At 55.5% G+C, this 14,381-nt stretch carries 12 protein-coding genes and 2 pseudogenes; 9 read left to right on the forward strand and 5 right to left on the reverse strand.

The window, feature by feature from the left end:
- Positions 1–45: 45 nt before the first annotated feature.
- Positions 46–801, reverse strand: coding sequence for an NADPH-dependent oxidoreductase (locus tag CJEIK_RS08645; RefSeq protein ID WP_011273977.1), 756 nt, complete (start codon positions 799–801; stop codon positions 46–48).
- Between the two features lie 173 nt (positions 802–974).
- Between CJEIK_RS08645 and CJEIK_RS08650 the strand changes: the two genes are divergently transcribed.
- The 3 genes from CJEIK_RS08650 (at position 975) to CJEIK_RS08660 (ending at position 3,226) form a co-directional block, all read left to right on the forward strand.
- Complete coding sequence (locus CJEIK_RS08650; protein ID WP_005293749.1) at positions 975–1,535, forward strand: LemA family protein; 561 nt, start codon at positions 975–977, stop codon at positions 1,533–1,535.
- A gap of 112 nt (positions 1,536–1,647) precedes the next feature.
- Positions 1,648–2,769 carry a M48 family metalloprotease gene (locus tag CJEIK_RS08655; protein WP_005293752.1) on the forward strand — a complete coding sequence of 374 codons (1,122 nt, stop codon included), beginning with the start codon at positions 1,648–1,650 and terminating at the stop codon, positions 2,767–2,769.
- 13 nt (positions 2,770–2,782) lie between these two features.
- Entirely contained in the window at positions 2,783–3,226 is a 444-nt protein-coding gene (locus CJEIK_RS08660) for a DUF1990 family protein (RefSeq protein ID WP_005293753.1), read from the forward strand.
- Between the two features lie 47 nt (positions 3,227–3,273).
- Here the strand turns inward: CJEIK_RS08660 and CJEIK_RS08665 are convergent, their stop codons facing one another.
- Positions 3,274–4,230, reverse strand: coding sequence for a DUF1963 domain-containing protein (locus tag CJEIK_RS08665; protein ID WP_231913385.1), 957 nt, complete (start codon positions 4,228–4,230; stop codon positions 3,274–3,276).
- A 227-nt stretch (positions 4,231–4,457) separates the two neighbouring features.
- Positions 4,458–4,988, reverse strand: coding sequence for a site-specific integrase (locus CJEIK_RS08670; protein WP_005293758.1), 531 nt, complete (start codon positions 4,986–4,988; stop codon positions 4,458–4,460).
- A 202-nt stretch (positions 4,989–5,190) separates the two neighbouring features.
- Between CJEIK_RS08670 and CJEIK_RS08675 the strand changes: the two genes are divergently transcribed.
- From CJEIK_RS08675 to CJEIK_RS08685, 3 genes are read left to right on the forward strand one after another with little or no spacing between them, the layout of a single operon-like run.
- Positions 5,191–5,553, forward strand: coding sequence for a MobC family plasmid mobilization relaxosome protein (locus tag CJEIK_RS08675; protein ID WP_005293765.1), 363 nt, complete (start codon positions 5,191–5,193; stop codon positions 5,551–5,553).
- Positions 5,534–7,144, forward strand: coding sequence for a relaxase/mobilization nuclease domain-containing protein (locus CJEIK_RS08680; protein ID WP_005293767.1), 1,611 nt, complete (start codon positions 5,534–5,536; stop codon positions 7,142–7,144). The genes CJEIK_RS08675 and CJEIK_RS08680 overlap by 20 nt, the downstream gene beginning before the upstream one ends.
- A 37-nt stretch (positions 7,145–7,181) precedes the next feature.
- A complete protein-coding gene (locus CJEIK_RS08685; protein WP_011273980.1) occupies positions 7,182–7,658 on the forward strand; it encodes a hypothetical protein in 477 nt (158 codons plus the stop codon).
- Positions 7,659–7,827: 169 nt separating this feature from the next.
- On the opposite strand, the gene CJEIK_RS08690 is transcribed toward CJEIK_RS08685, so the two are convergent.
- On the reverse strand, positions 7,828–9,387 hold the full coding sequence (locus CJEIK_RS08690) for a SulP family inorganic anion transporter (RefSeq protein WP_005293768.1): 1,560 nt from the start codon (positions 9,385–9,387) through the stop codon (positions 7,828–7,830).
- A gap of 169 nt (positions 9,388–9,556) precedes the next feature.
- Between CJEIK_RS08690 and CJEIK_RS08695 the strand changes: the two genes are divergently transcribed.
- Complete coding sequence (locus CJEIK_RS08695; protein ID WP_005293770.1) at positions 9,557–9,961, forward strand: MerR family transcriptional regulator; 405 nt, start codon at positions 9,557–9,559, stop codon at positions 9,959–9,961.
- A 1,116-nt stretch (positions 9,962–11,077) separates the two neighbouring features.
- Here CJEIK_RS08695 and CJEIK_RS08700 read toward each other — a convergent pair.
- A complete protein-coding gene (locus tag CJEIK_RS08700; protein ID WP_011273981.1) occupies positions 11,078–11,767 on the reverse strand; it encodes a pyridoxamine 5'-phosphate oxidase family protein in 690 nt (229 codons plus the stop codon).
- A 566-nt stretch (positions 11,768–12,333) separates the two neighbouring features.
- Between CJEIK_RS08700 and CJEIK_RS08705 the strand changes: the two are divergent.
- Both CJEIK_RS08705 and CJEIK_RS08710 read left to right on the forward strand, forming a co-directional pair.
- Positions 12,334–12,543 (forward strand): annotated as a pseudogene (locus tag CJEIK_RS08705) (helix-turn-helix domain-containing protein); the annotation flags it as partial.
- Positions 12,544–12,562: 19 nt separating this feature from the next.
- Positions 12,563–13,782 (forward strand): annotated as a pseudogene (locus CJEIK_RS08710) (IS30-like element IS1513 family transposase).
- The last annotated feature ends 599 nt before the right edge of the window (positions 13,783–14,381 follow it).

Genomic DNA, 14,381 nt, shown 5'->3' on the forward strand with positions numbered 1-14,381 from the left:
TGAGGTTAGGCGCGGATGACGCTGAGGGCGTCATAAAGAAAAGAGCTAGACAATAAAGCCTTGCCAACGCGCGGCTTGCAGTGAATCGTCGTTGCTGTCCCGGGTGAAGGGGAAGTTCTTCAAGACCTGATTGGTGAAGCTATCCACGCGCTGATTGGCGTTGCGCAAGTCGTAATAGGTCGTCATCTCCGCATCATAATCCGCCAGGTCGACAGCAAGATTCTCGCGGGTCTGGTAACCGTTTTCCATCACGCGGAACTTGCGCGGCATGCGAGGCTTCAGCTGCGGATCCTGGTTCGGCCAGCCCAGGGTAAGGCCAACCACCGGGAAGGTGTAGCGCGGCAGATCGAGCAGCTCGATAACCCCGGCAGTGTCGTTGTGGATATTGCCCAGGAAGTTGGCGCCCAGGCCAAAGGATTCAGCGGCGTTCACCACGTTCTCTGCCATCAGGCAGGCGTCGGTGAAGGCCTCCACAAAAGCCTTCGTGCGCCCAGCGGCCCGCGGGTCGCCGCCATTTTCCTGCAGGATCTGCGCATTCCGCGCCGTATCCGCCAAGAACAACAGGTACACCGGTGCGCGGCGAACATACTCCTGGTTGCCAATTTCCGCCAGGCGCTCCCGCAACTGCGTATCTGTCACGCGAATGATGCTGGCCTGCTGCATACCGCGGGAAGATGCCGTGCGCATGGCTACGTCATAGATGGTTTCCAGGGTCTGGCCGTCCACCGGCTGATCCGTGAACTCTCTAATCGTGCGGTGGGAAAGCTGACGTTCGACCATCGGGTTCGAGTTTTTAGGCATGGCCCCAACCCTAGCTAGAAATTTTTTCCACGTTTTCCGGCCTGCGCCGGGAACAAACGTTAGCGATAATACATTCCAACACTGTTAGCCTGTGCGGGTCGCTACCGGACCGCCACGCGCTGAGTTGTTCTAGATAGGTACGTTCAAGAGTTTCCCAAGGAAGTATTGCTTACATGATCATCGCAGTTATCATCCTCGCCATCCTCGTAGTCCTCGCCATCATCTGGTTCGCCATGTACAACGGCCTCGTCAAGAAGCGAAACACCGTTAACGAGGCGTACGCCCAGATCGATACCCAGCTGCAGCGCCGCGGCGACCTGATCCCCAACCTGGTAGCCACCGTCAAGGGGTACGCCAACCACGAAGCCAAGGTATTCCACGACATCGCGGAGCTACGCACCGCCACCGACCGCGCCCGCGCCACCGGCGACGTGCAGGATGCCTCCCAGGCCGACGCTGTATTTGGTCGCACCATGGCCACCCTGCGCGCTACCGCCGAGGCGTACCCGGAGCTGCAGGCTTCCCGCAACTTCCAACAGCTGCAAGAGGAGCTCGCCTCCACCGAAAACAAGGTGGGCTTCGCTCGCCAGTACTACAACGCCTCCACGAATACCTACAACACCGCCATCCAGTCCGTACCAACGAATATCGTCGCTTCCGTGCACGGCTTCCAGCCTTTCGGGTTCTTCCAGGTGGAAGAGTCCAAGCGCCAGGCTCCGGACGTTTCTTTCTAGCCTTCTTGTCCTGCCCCGCCCCCCTCTCAAGGCCACTTCCGCTTCTTAAGCATCGCACCTAGCGGGCAGGACTCGTGAGCACTGAAAGTGCTGAAAGGACGGATAACGGACAATGGCCAACCAGCCGAGAACCTTTGACGAATCGCTATCGCAGCTACGCAAAGGCATCGCTGTCGCGTGGATCGCGAACGTATTTGTACTCCAGCTTTCCATCGTGGCGTGTGCCTGTGCGGCCTACGTTGGCATCCAGGGAAGCGATATTGACTACAACACCCTGGGCAAGGTCATTCTGATCTCCGCCGGGGTCGCCATCCCGGTTGCCGCGCTGATCCTGCTGTACTCGTATTTCTTTTCCACCAAGACCGTGATTTCCGCCATCGGTGGCGAAAAGCGCAAAGTGGAAAAGGGCATGGTCTACAACATCGTGGAGGAGATGTCGATCGCCGCGGGCATGCCCTCCCCGCCTAAGGTCTATGTGCTCATCGGCACCGGAGTGCCCAATGCCTACGCTCTAGGCGGCAAGCGCAACAAGCCCCATACCGGCACCATCGTCGTCACCGAAGAGCTAGGCTACCTGCTGAACCGCGAGCAGATGCAGGCGGTAATTGCCCACGAGATGAGCCACCTGACCGCCGACGATAATCGTGTGATGACCCAGCTGGTGGCCATCGCGTCCGTCATTTCCATCCTGCAGTCGGTGTTTATCTACGGCAGTTTCAGCAACAACAACCGGAGTCGCTCTAGCTCCAACTCGAACGGCGGCGGAAACGCTATCGCCGCCATCGTGATCTTGCTGATCTCCTTCTGCGTTATCCTCGCCGCCCCAGCGCTGGCAAACATCGCCCGGGCCTACATGTCTCGCCACCGCGAGCAGCAGGCCGACAGCCACGGAGTATCGCTGTGCCGTAACCCCACCGCACTAGCACAAGCCCTGATCACTATCCGCGCGTTCCACCAGGCGAACCCTTCTACGGTGCAGAACTCCATGTACGGCACGCCCGGCTCCCTGGCTTTGTACGCACCGGAGCAGGACATCATCCAGGGCTTCCACAATTCCGACGCAGGCAAGAAGGGGTCCGTCTTCAAGCGCGCCATGACGAAGAAACGGAACTTTTCCGCTACCCACCCGCCGATCTGGGAAAGGGTCAACGCGCTGATTGCCATGGGTGCCTACGTGCAGGATTTCGTCCCGTATGTGCCGGAGCATGCGCAGATTGCCGGACACATCAAGTAGCCTGGGGCTTTCTATGACTCCCCTCTCCTATACCTCGACTGACGGCTTTCCGGAGCTACACATGTCGCGGATCATCAATGCGGAATTCGATACCGCCGCGGCCAGGCTTTTCCGCTGGGGCGTGCAGCGCAGTGGCCTCTTCCGCGTGCGCCCCACCCACGAGGTTGTGGAGATTGGCGCCGAGGTCGCTCTCAGCCTCGGGCCGTGGACGTTCCACTGCCGGGTTGTCGATACTTTCTCCACGCCCGGCCGCTGCGGCTTTACTTATGGCACTCTCCCCGGCCACGCCGAGCGGGGCGAGGAGACCTTCACCCTCGAGCGGTTGCAGGACGGTAGGGTTCTTTTTCTTGTTGACGCCAAGTCCCAACCCGCCCGTTTCCCCGCGCTGCGCCCAGTCATCGACCTGCCGAGGCGTGCCCTCATTCGTCGCTTCTACCTGCGCGCTTTGGACGATTGAGCAGAAGACTAACGGCAGATAGCGGCGGCCACAGACCGCGCGCAACTCTATAGGCAATCCCAGCCGAAGATGACCCGATCAAAGTTGCATGCTGCCAGGTCGTCGGGGTGGATGAAGAAATTTCCGACTCCACTATCGCCCCACTCACATGGGCCATCTTGATCAATCGTCGCCAGCACGATCCGAGGGTCAGACGGCGAAAACCGGCCTTCGTTCACAAGAACTGTGTAGCCACCGAGCGAGGATCCGTTTGCTTGTGGATAGCCAATTGGCTCCAAAAATTCATCGGCGTGAGGGTAAACGGTGAAGCCCTCTTTTTCTGCACGGGCGACAGCCGCATCAAACGCATCCTTTGTCGTTTTCCCGAAGTCAAGGTGGGGCTGCTCAAATGTCGTTTGCCCATCAATTACCCAGCGTGAAACTAAGTTTCCTCGATAAGTGTGAATATCTACGAAATCCCGCCCCCTCCTTAAAAAGGCGCGGGGACCCTTCAGATCAAAAATGAAACGACCGTACTCGTGGGTGCTGTAATTCACTTCTTGATCGAATCGAACTCCGTCGATAGTGACGGGATCGAATGGCTCAGATGCAGGGTGCTCACCGGAATCCATGATCTCTTCCTCGGGCATCTCGCCGACATGCGGCGCTGAGAAATCCTCGAAGTATCGGGCGAACGGAATGGGTCCTGCGCATTGATCCGGCTTGTCCGTCGCTATCCAGGGATCGCCCCAGAATTCTATGTCAGGTACGAAAAGCTGAAGTAGCCCAGTCGTCGGGAACCCTGGAAGGGGCTCTAGCTCGGAGAAATTAAACTGGGCAATGAAGAACATGGGCCGGCCATCGTAATACGGGTAGGGCGCGTGTTCCGGCAGGTAGGGAGTGCCACATACCTTCGAAGTGGTCGGTGAATCAGGCCGCGTGCTCTCCTTAAGCGCAAGAGCAGGACGGGTGGGAATGCTGTCGAAAGAGTATTTCAGATCATCCAGACTGGTCGATTCAAACATGTCAACAACCTTAGGCGTCCGGCCACAATCCCACATGCGCAAAATCATCTCGCCGGTATCTAAACCAGCGAGGGGATCAATTTGTAGCGGGGGCAGGATTCGAACCTACGACCTCTGGGTTCTCACCCTCAAGTTCGAGCCACCTGCAGTTATTACCCTTTTACCTGCTGATTAGAGAGGTATAAGCATACTGGGCCTTACTGCGCCTTACCGCAGATTACCGACTCTTAAGTCCCGTTTTGAGTCCCACTTTCTTCACCGAGATTCAAGGCTCCCCGCATAGCGTCGACATCAGTCCAATCCGTGTAGTTGCGCGTGTTCACGTCGACGTCATGCCCGAAGTAGGCTGCACGCACCTGGGCGGGCACCCCTCGCGCGATGGCCCGGTTATTGAGCACCGTGCGCCAGTCATGGGATCTCATTAAAGCGATGTGGTCGTCCTGGACCTGCGCGCCGACATCTTTAAACAGAGCCGCTGACGCTTTCACGGCGTTGTCGGTGCGCCAGTGCGCCTGCTTGTCTCCTGGCGAAGGGATCAGTGGGTCGGTCGTTCCTAGTCCGTCGAGCCGGTTTAACCAAAACTTTTCGACACGCTTGTCCAGGAACGGGATAGAACGGCCTCTGTGCGTTTTGGATTGATCAGATGTAATGCTGATCGCGATTTGCCCATTAGCGACTTTTACAGATTGTCTCGTCGCCGCCAGCGCCTCTGAGATGCGAAGTCCCGTCCCCGCTTGTAGTAGTGCCAGCGCAACCACGTTGCCATGTTTTGCGATGGAGCTTGCTCGCCGCCTGTTTGTGAGGGCCGTCTTTGACGGTGGCGAGTACGCCTGAAGATGCGCAGCAGATTCAGGGGGCCGACACCGGAGAAGCGTGACCCTTACAAACAGACTGTGGCCCCGGCTGCATCAGCAGTCGGGGCCACCCTGCCACAGTAAGCACGATAAGTAGGAGGTGGATATGCGAGACAAGTTCTCGACATATTCGCGCACCACCGTGCGCCTCGATAAGGATTTAGACCGATTTGTCGAGGAGGTCGCACGGGTCGTAGGGGTGCAAAAGGCCGTCGTGTTCCGGGAAGCTCTCTATGTCCTCGCGGAGGAGGAGAGCGTGCTGACGCAAAAGCGTTTGGCCCCGGACACGCTGCGCCGCCTGGACGAGATGAACGACCAACTGCGGCGGATTGGCGTCAATCTAAACCAGTTGGCTCGCCGCGCGAATATCGACGGCGTGGCCCCCGTGTCTGAGGCTGTAGAAAGCATTGGCTCCGAGGTTTCTTCTCTTCGCAAAGAGGTGAAGGACTTTGTCCACAATCAAGATTAACTACAGCCAGAATATCCGCGCGGCAACGGTCTACGCCGTCTATGGAACGGCAGACAATGCCCGCAAGGGTGAGGTGCGAGCCGATGCTTTATGCACGGTTCAACCTAACGCTGAATCGTTTTCTCCGGAGGCTACGGCTGGCCGTTGGTCGGGTGTGGACTTCATGGAAGCCAGTGTGGAAGAAATGGAGCGATATGCTCCGGCTCAGCGCACTGACGAAGCAATTATTTATATCCAATCGTGGGCTAAAGACGAGCTGGATAAGGATAACCCGGCCGATGTAGCTCGGGCTAATGCGGCTGGCTCAGAGCTGGCGATGCGGCTGACGCAGGGCACGGGAGTTCCGTTTACCGTGGCTACGCACACCGACAGTAAAAGCGGCTGTGTCCACAACCATATCGTCTTTGCCAACCACGATACGCAGACAAAGAAGGCTGCACCTCGGGATATGCGCAACTGGTACAAGCTGCGCAATATCAACGACGAGCTGATGCGCGATTTGGGGATGCGTGTCCTGGAGCGAGAGCCGGAAATATCGCTGCTTCCTGCTGAGCGCAGGGCACGCAAGGAGGGCAAGTCCACAGACTCGACGGGCCTGGGCGTGGATGAGCTGACCGCAGCCACGTGGGCTGATTTTGCCCGCAAGCGCATGGATGAGCTGTGCGCGGATAAACAGGTGGCAGATGCTGACGACCCACTGGCGAAGGCAGTAGAGATTGCTGGCAAATACAACCTGTCTCTAAAAGTGCAGCCCAACTCAAAAACCGAGGGTGAGTCGCTAACCGTGGCCCTGGTCGACGACGACGGCGAGGATGCCTACTTCACGAACACCACGAAGGCCGGACGTACTCGAAAGCGTAAAGCAGCTAAAGCTGGCTCAAAATTGGGCCGCAGCTACTCGCTAGAGGGTGTGACCGAACGCGTTAACGAGGCCCAATCAGCCCTTCTTGCGCGGCAGCTTGCAGCACTTCAAGCCAATTCAACCGATGACGACCTGGAGGCGAAATACGGCTCCAGCCTTCTCGATGACGAGGAGGAAGAAAACTATAACAACCAGGAGGTATTCAATCATGGTGTCAGTGACCGAGATGACGAAGCTAGCCCAAGCAGCGGCGAAAGGCAAGATGGACAGCGTCTTGAAGGTTCTCAGCCCACGCCTGGACAAGGCGGAGAAGGCTATCAAGACGCTGCAGGAGAAACTGAAGAGTCTGCCGGAGAATACAGGGGACATTCTCAGTTGTCTGCCCAGCGACTTCTCGACGAGGTTGACGCAAGCGGAAAGCGAATTAAGGAACGTAAAAAGCAATCTCGCCGCAAACAAGAACTACGTGAGCAGCAGTCACTTCCAAGTAACGATGATGGAAGTGCAGCAGATGATCACCGGGCTGATAAGGAACATCGAGGATCTGCCCAACGGCCTGGAGGGGGTAAAAGGGTACCTAATCGAGATAAGCGAGCAGATGTCGCGTCTGACAAGGATGCAACAGCTGGTACTCAAAGCAGCCGAAAGCCCCATCCATCTCGACAAGGATTCCAGCCAAGCAGTAGCCCAGAGCCTGAACGCTCAGATGACTTCGAGCCTGACTTCTAGCCTGGAACCGCTGGTAGAAGTAGCTGTATCTGAGGCAATGTCGAAAGAGTCCGAAAGCCTGCACAAGGCAGCAGAAGCATCTAAGAAGGCTCGCAGCGCCCTGCTCCAGGAGAAGGAGTCCAACGAAAAGCTGCTGGAGAAGATACGTGCAGAGCGCAAAAAGTACAACGACGACATGGAAAAGTCGAACACGAACTTTATTAAGGCTTGCCAGTCTGCCTCGTGGATTGCAGCCAGTGTCCTCGTCGTTGCTATCGCACTCGTTGCTGTCGGAGCCTTGGGGAAGGGGCTGCTAAGTATGCTCGGCATACCCGACGGCGTGTCTGCCTTGTGGGGTCACGTCCAGGAGGCCAACGGCATCGGCCCAACACTGGGCTGGTTGGCGTTAACACTTATCGTCATAGGGGTTCTTATAGCGCTTATGACCTGGATGCTGTCCCAGGCTGCGCCGGGTATTGCTCACTTGGTCGAGGAATACCGTCGCAATCACCCGAGGAAAGAAACGAACCACTAACTAAAACACGTGCACCGTAAAAAGTCAAAAGCCCCACAACACAGCGTAGCGGTTAACCGCTACGCTTCTTTTATGCTCTTCCTATGCCCCAACTTTGCAACAGCACCAATAAACTGGCGCCCCGGTTATAAGTTGGGGCGCCAAGTCGATGTGCTCGAGTCGGGGGATGTTAGTGGCCGGTGCCAAGCCGGCCAGACAGGCGGTTCAGCCGGTCCTGACTGGGACCGTCGAGCCCGATAATGGACACGGTTTTGCCTCTGTCCTGGAACTTCTGCGTAATCGCGTCAAAGGTCGCGACCGTGGAGGCATCCCAGATCTCCGCCTCAGTGAGATCAATAGTGATATGACGGGCAGAATCGGTGTAATCAAAGCGATAAACCAGGTCATTGCTTGATGCCCAAAACAACTGGCCATGCACCCGGTAGGTACGAGTATCAATCTCGCCATCGCCGTCGCCGTCGATCTCGGAGACCTTTTCAATGGAAGCGATATGTGCCATCCGACGGGCGAACATGATCATCGCGGTGACCACACCCAACACCACACCAATGGCCAGGTTGCTGGTGGCTAGGGTGGCAATAATCGTCACGGCCATAACAATGGTCTCAGAGACCGGCATGAGTTTAAGGGTGCGTGGATGCACCGAGTGCCAGTCGATGGTGCCGACCGAGACCATGATCATGATTGCCACCAGCGCAGCCATCGGGATCATGCCAACGATGTCGCCCAGTGCCAGGACCAGGACCAGCAGGAACACACCGGCTAACAGGGTGGATAGGCGGGTACGTGCCCCGGATTCGCGGACGTTGATCATGGTTTGACCGATCATCGCGCAGCCACCCATGCCGCCGAAGAAACCGGAGGCAATATTAGCCACCCCCTGTCCCCAGGATTCACGAGTTTTATCGGAATGAGTGTCGGTGATGTCATCGACGAGCTTGGCGGTCATCAACGATTCCATGAGACCGACCACGGCCATGGCCAGGGCATAAGGCGCGATGATCTGCAGGGTCTCCAACGTCCACGGCACGTTCGGAATAAACAGGGACGGTAAGGTCTCCGGCATCTTGCCCATGTCCGAGACCGTCGGGACAGTCAAACCGGCGGCAATGACCAAACCGGTGAGCACGATAATCGTGACCAGCGGGGCGGGGATCACACTGGTGAGCTTGGGGAAGAAAATCATGATCACCACACCCAAGCCGACGAGTGGGTAGACTATCCAAGGCACATCAATGAGGTGTTCGAGTTGGGCGGTGAAAATCATAATGCCCAGTGCATTGACGAAACCCAGCATCACCGATCGGGGGATAAAACGCTGAAGTTTCGCCACACCGAGGGCGCCGAGCACGATTTGTAGGACACCGCCCAACAGGACGGTGGCGATGAAATAATCCATCCCGTAACCACGCGCCACAGGAACAATGACTAGGGCAATAGCCCCGGTGGCGCCGGTGATCATTGCCGGGCGGCCACCGGTAAAGGCGATCGCAATGGCCATGACTACCGAGGAAAACAGACCCATGGCTGGGTCAACACCGGCAAGGATGGAAAAGGCAATGGCCTCAGGGATCAGCGCCAGGGATACCGCCAGTCCGGCCAGAATCTCTATACGGATACGGGCGGGGGAAGAAAATGCGTAACGGAAGGATGCGATGATCCCGGTAGGGGCATCAGCGCCGTCTGGACTCAGGAGGGGGCGGGGGGCCGCCGTGCTAGTTTCAGTCATAGATGTCCAATCTTTGAGGGGATAGGTAACTGGGCGAACGCCCGAAAGGAATCCAACCCTCTAGTAACTTTAGGTTTGGTGATGGTGGTCATGGTAGCGGGAGTTTTACTCAACCGCCAACCCAGGCACAGGAACCCGTGAGCAACATCACCGTGAAGGAGAACAGGCAATGCAAAACAGTAATTTCAAGATCGGCGAGGTCGTTGACCAGACGGGGTTGTCGATTCCCACCTTGCGTTATTATGACAACGTCGGCCTGATTACCCCATCGGGGCGTAGCCCTGGTGGGTTCAGGCTTTATAGTGAGGCTGATGTACGTCGTGTTTTGCTGGTGCGACGGATGAAACCGCTGGGGTTTACTCTGGATCAGATGCGGGAATTCCTGGAAGCTGCGGAGATTCTTCATAGTTCAGATGGCGGGCAGGACAGTGATACCGCACAGCAGGCACGGAGTAATGCCAAGGCCACCCTTGCCGACATTCGTGAGGAGACGCGCACCCGCTACGAAAAGCTACGCAAGCAAATTGCCTACGCTGAGGAATTCCTCGATCTGGTCAACACCCTGGCACCCTAAACTGCCCCCATCCTTCGCAGGGAGAAAAAGACCATCGTATTGAATGCGCTCTGTCGAATCGCGTTCCAGATGAAGTGGACGAACGCCCGCGGCCTCTCCGGAGTGGATGGCGATAGTACAGAGGACTTCTGAAATCCGTGCAGACGACTCCTCAAAACGACACAGTCATCCAAGGTCACAAAATCGAAAATTGTCACTTAACCCCATCACTTCCAAACCGGCTTAAGTGACAAAATGCCATCGCTAAAGTCCCGATTTGAGTCCCAGGACGTGCGCCTTAAGAGAAATAACTAAAGCCCCTACCAGTGTTTCTCCTGGTAGGGGCTTGGAAGTTGGTAGCGGGGGCAGGATTCGAACCTACGACCTCTGGGTTCTCTGTATTAAGTGCGCACTACTTGAAACTATCTCTGGCAACAATACAGTTCGCCACTGCAGCAGACCCCTGAGTGAAGTACCCACCCCCTCCAGAAACAATTAACCCAATATAAAGGTATATACCGGCCACCAACCCATTTTAGAAATCATCACGATCGCAAGTACGTTTCAATCCAATTAAGTACCGTAATTCGTGACAGATCTCCAATTCGCTACATCGGCGATGGTTCACAATATCTCCCCAAGGCGTCCGAAAAGCGTTTCACCGCAATCTCATTTCAGGTGGAGCAACCCTTGAACGAAGACTCGACAACTGCAGGCAGTCGCTTGAGCGCACCTATCCCTAATAGGCCAAGCAAACCGCTTCTTTTCTCCCCAGGGAGGGAAGCAAGCGACTGATAAATCCCCTTTTCCACTAATCGTTTTACATCGACCATCAGCCACAAGAAATCCCGAAGCTACTACAAAGGTTAACAAGCAAAAGACAATCGTCACAATACGACCATCATGCACCTAACAAAGTGCCGGTACGACGTCACCTAAGTCATATTCAAAACTAAGGAGCGTCACTAACCGGCCTCCCCATCACACGCTCGCCGAGTAGCGATTTAAACCTATCAACACTACTTTATTGACCGGGCCACCATGCCACAAACTCGATAATTTTTCTTGTAAAGCCTAGCGCAGGTTCGACAAAATGAAAACCTACCACGGCAGAATATTGTAAGAAAAAAACTGGCATTAGCCCAAAGAATCTAGTTTCTCATTTAATAAATTATTCCTCTCTTTTAGCTCAGAAATTTCGTTACGCAACTCGTCTATGTCGGCCCGATACAAGGCAATCCTCTCGTCGACCTGCTCCTTGTCCCATCGGGGCTTAATATGTTTAGTACAGTTTTTATCCGAAGCTACAATATCAACTATCATTGCCCTCTCAGACTTAGACCGGATTTCTTTATCGCCTAGATTACGTAATTGTTTAGCAATTTTTGGGTCATCACAAAGCTCAATTACCCGCGCATATCCGAACACCTTTAATCGTGTTCGAAGTGGGTAGTTAATGAAGAATAATGCTACTCGCCCATCTCGGTCGATGTTGCCTGTACTCACATACTGGTTGTTCCCCATAAACTCTAACCACCCTATAGTCCTGTCATCCAGAACGTGCACAAAGCCCTTTGGACCACCTCTATGCTGGACATAAGGCCAACCTGCACCAGTTACCGTAGACAGGAAGAAAGAGTCAGCCTGCTGTATCAACTTCCGGTCTGCGGGTTCAAACTCAAATCTCCCTACTCGCTCCGGAAGTGTTGTTCCTACGGAGCCTTGACGTCGGCGAACAAACGAATCGTAGGCGAGTTGTTCATAAGTGACTGCGTCTGCCCCCTCATGCGTAGCCCCTTCGTTAGATTCCGCTTCCTTAGCATCCATGTCTTTCATACTAGCGGGTAACGGGTGAAGCGTACTGAGTTTGGTCCCGTTCGCATCCAGGGAAGGATAGGAAACTATCGTAAAACTTTTGCCCTAATCTCGCCGCCTAGGCGTGCCCCTTAGCCGAGGAGGGCAAGGAGCTTGAAGGTTACTCATGGTGGCCAACTGTCGAGTAGACCAAGCGGAGCTTGAGGATTGTCGCCCACACTAACTCCGGTTGCATGCATTACTGCACCGTCTGAGCACAAGGAGTTCTCGACTGACGGACTTCGACGGATATGTTGGAAGACAAGTAGCGAAGCGGGGTACGTGCTGTCAAGGGGTGAATGCGCCACTTCGACCGGGAGGTAGTTGTGACGCGTTGGACTCCGAAGGATGTTAAGGATGCTGCTGTTGAGCGCGTGGTGGCAGGCGAGGCAGTTAGCCTGGTCGCGCGTGATGTGGGTGTAGGCCCCGAATCGGTTTACGGTTGGTTGAGGGTAAGAGGTGTCGAACCTCCAGGCAGGCGTGCGAGTCGTTTGCGTGATCCGTTTGTCCGTGAGGCTGTTGGGTTGGTGCGTGCAGGTATGTCGATCAGTCAAGCAGCACAGACTGTTGGAATATCGACTGGCTTGCTTCACAGCAGGTTAAAGAAAGCTGGTGTAATCGAAGTGCGGCCTAGACGCGCCCACTTGTCACCTGATGAACGTGCCCAGGCCGTGGAGCGAGTGCTTGCTGGTGAGAGCTGTCAGACAGTGGCTGATGCTATCGGTGTGCATCCTTCTACCGTGTATGGGTGGATAAGGAAGCAGCGGTATGCGAAGTTACGCCGGCAGCGACATCGTCGAACGCCTGATGAGGCGGTGGTGTCTTTGCCAGATACAGGCAAGAAGCTGGGTAAAGATTCTGTTATGCCAGCACCGATGAAAACTCAAGCCGTTGATGGATTTCCTAGCGGCGTATTCGACAAACACGCCTTAGTAGGGCGTGGTCGCAGGCTTACTGTTGAAGACCGTGTTGCTATTGAAGCGGGATGTCGTGTCGGTGATTCGGCACGAGCCATCGCGCAGAAAATAAATAGGCACCACAGTGTCGTCGCTCGTGAAATCACCCGTAATGGTTGGAAGATCGTCGATGAGGACGGCACAGAGCAGCTGCGGTATAACGCCCACAACGCTGCTGTTTCTACTGCTGGTCGGATGGTGCGGCCAAAACTACGCAAGCTCGATGAAAGCCCAACGCGTCGGGGTGTAGTAGTCGATTGCCTTGCCCGCAGGTGGTCACCTGGGCGCATTAGTGCATGGCTTGAGCATGCTTTCAGCGATGATGAAAGCATGCGTATTTCCCACGAAGCGATCTACAGTGCCTTATACATTCAAGGCAAAGGCAGCCTGCGAGCCGAGCTTGAAGAAGTCATGAAGACTAAAGACGTACTTATCCGCGGCGGCTCAACACGCAAGCGTCGTGCCCGAAACGCTGGCGTGTTAACCGGTCGCCCTTGGATCAAAGGTGCTGAGATCACCCACCGCAGCCCGGAAGCTGATGACAGGGCTATTCCCGGGCACTGGGAGGGCGACCTTGTTATTGGTAAAGGTGGCAAAAGCGCGCTGATTACCCTAGTAGAGCGCACCAGCCGTTACACCCTGCTTGGACACCTTCCCGATGAGCACAGTTCACACACCGTGGTCGCAACCCTGCAGGACATGGTCAAAGACCTCAACACCGAGCAGCTAAAGACCATCACATGGGACCAAGGCGCAGAAATGGCTGTCACAGCACAAGTCCAGATTAAAGACGGCTGCCAGGTGTTTTTCTGTGAACCGCACTCACCGTGGCAGAGACCAACCAACGAGAACACCAACGGCGAGATCAGGCGCAGGTTCTACAAAAAGGGCACCGACTTTGCCACCGTCACACCCGAACATGTCGCGTGGGTGCAAAATGAGCTCAACGAAACACCCCGACAAATCCTCGGCGGCGCAACCCCACGTGAAATACTTAACGAACTATTCAAGCGTGGCGCATCCACCGCTTGATTCCGCCGTAGATGAATTCCTTGAGATTGTGTTGGCTTTTTCGCAGTGGCGGTCGAACACCGCACGCGGAAATAGTCGATTGTATCGATACCTAGCGGAATCGCTTCAAAGCGAGGCAAATGGCCGCACGTTGAATGCGGCGTTAGATTGTTGGTTGTCTCTTTTCAAAGGGACCGTGTGCCAATATCTCAGCTAGCGCGAGAGTACCAAAGGCAAAAATCAATAATTTCATAGTACGTGGTTCGACTCGCGCCTTCGCCATCCCCAGCCCCCCGTTTTGCTATATTCCTCATCAAGATCCGACTCATCTGCTTCGCCCATATCACCGTCGGGCTTAATCACCACCCCCTCGTTGTACTGCTAGTATCTGGCGAGCAAACTTTTGCTCTCAGCCTCGCATTCCCCGCGTGAGCGTGGCCTCGTGGACCTTCAGTTTGTCCGACGTATCCGTAAAACTTCACTGTCGGGTCACCGGGTTGCGCGCAGCTACACAAACTACGCTCATGCCCTTAAACAGTAAATACATCACCACAAAATGAATGAAGAAAACGGTGCCGATAATCCACATGTAGAGCCGCAACGCCCCCAGCGCCCCTCAC

The organism is Corynebacterium jeikeium (assembly GCF_028609885.1).
Lineage (GTDB): Bacteria > Actinomycetota > Actinomycetes > Mycobacteriales > Mycobacteriaceae > Corynebacterium > Corynebacterium jeikeium.

What these genes read in the sequence shown, in the direction of transcription:
- CJEIK_RS08665 (WP_231913385.1), bottom strand. Translation starts at nt 4,230, where the DNA reads ATGTTTGAATCGACCAGTCTGGATGATCTGAAATACTCTTTCGACAGC.
- CJEIK_RS08675 (WP_005293765.1), top strand. Translation starts at nt 5,191, where the DNA reads ATGCGAGACAAGTTCTCGACATATTCGCGCACCACCGTGCGCCTCGAT.
- CJEIK_RS08650 (WP_005293749.1), top strand. Translation starts at nt 975, where the DNA reads ATGATCATCGCAGTTATCATCCTCGCCATCCTCGTAGTCCTCGCCATC.
- CJEIK_RS08700 (WP_011273981.1), bottom strand. Translation starts at nt 11,767, where the DNA reads ATGGATGCTAAGGAAGCGGAATCTAACGAAGGGGCTACGCATGAGGGG.
- CJEIK_RS08685 (WP_011273980.1), top strand. Translation starts at nt 7,182, where the DNA reads ATGTCGAAAGAGTCCGAAAGCCTGCACAAGGCAGCAGAAGCATCTAAG.
- CJEIK_RS08695 (WP_005293770.1), top strand. Translation starts at nt 9,557, where the DNA reads ATGCAAAACAGTAATTTCAAGATCGGCGAGGTCGTTGACCAGACGGGG.
- CJEIK_RS08645 (WP_011273977.1), bottom strand. Translation starts at nt 801, where the DNA reads ATGCCTAAAAACTCGAACCCGATGGTCGAACGTCAGCTTTCCCACCGC.
- CJEIK_RS08655 (WP_005293752.1), top strand. Translation starts at nt 1,648, where the DNA reads ATGGCCAACCAGCCGAGAACCTTTGACGAATCGCTATCGCAGCTACGC.
- CJEIK_RS08660 (WP_005293753.1), top strand. Translation starts at nt 2,783, where the DNA reads ATGACTCCCCTCTCCTATACCTCGACTGACGGCTTTCCGGAGCTACAC.
- CJEIK_RS08690 (WP_005293768.1), bottom strand. Translation starts at nt 9,387, where the DNA reads ATGACTGAAACTAGCACGGCGGCCCCCCGCCCCCTCCTGAGTCCAGAC.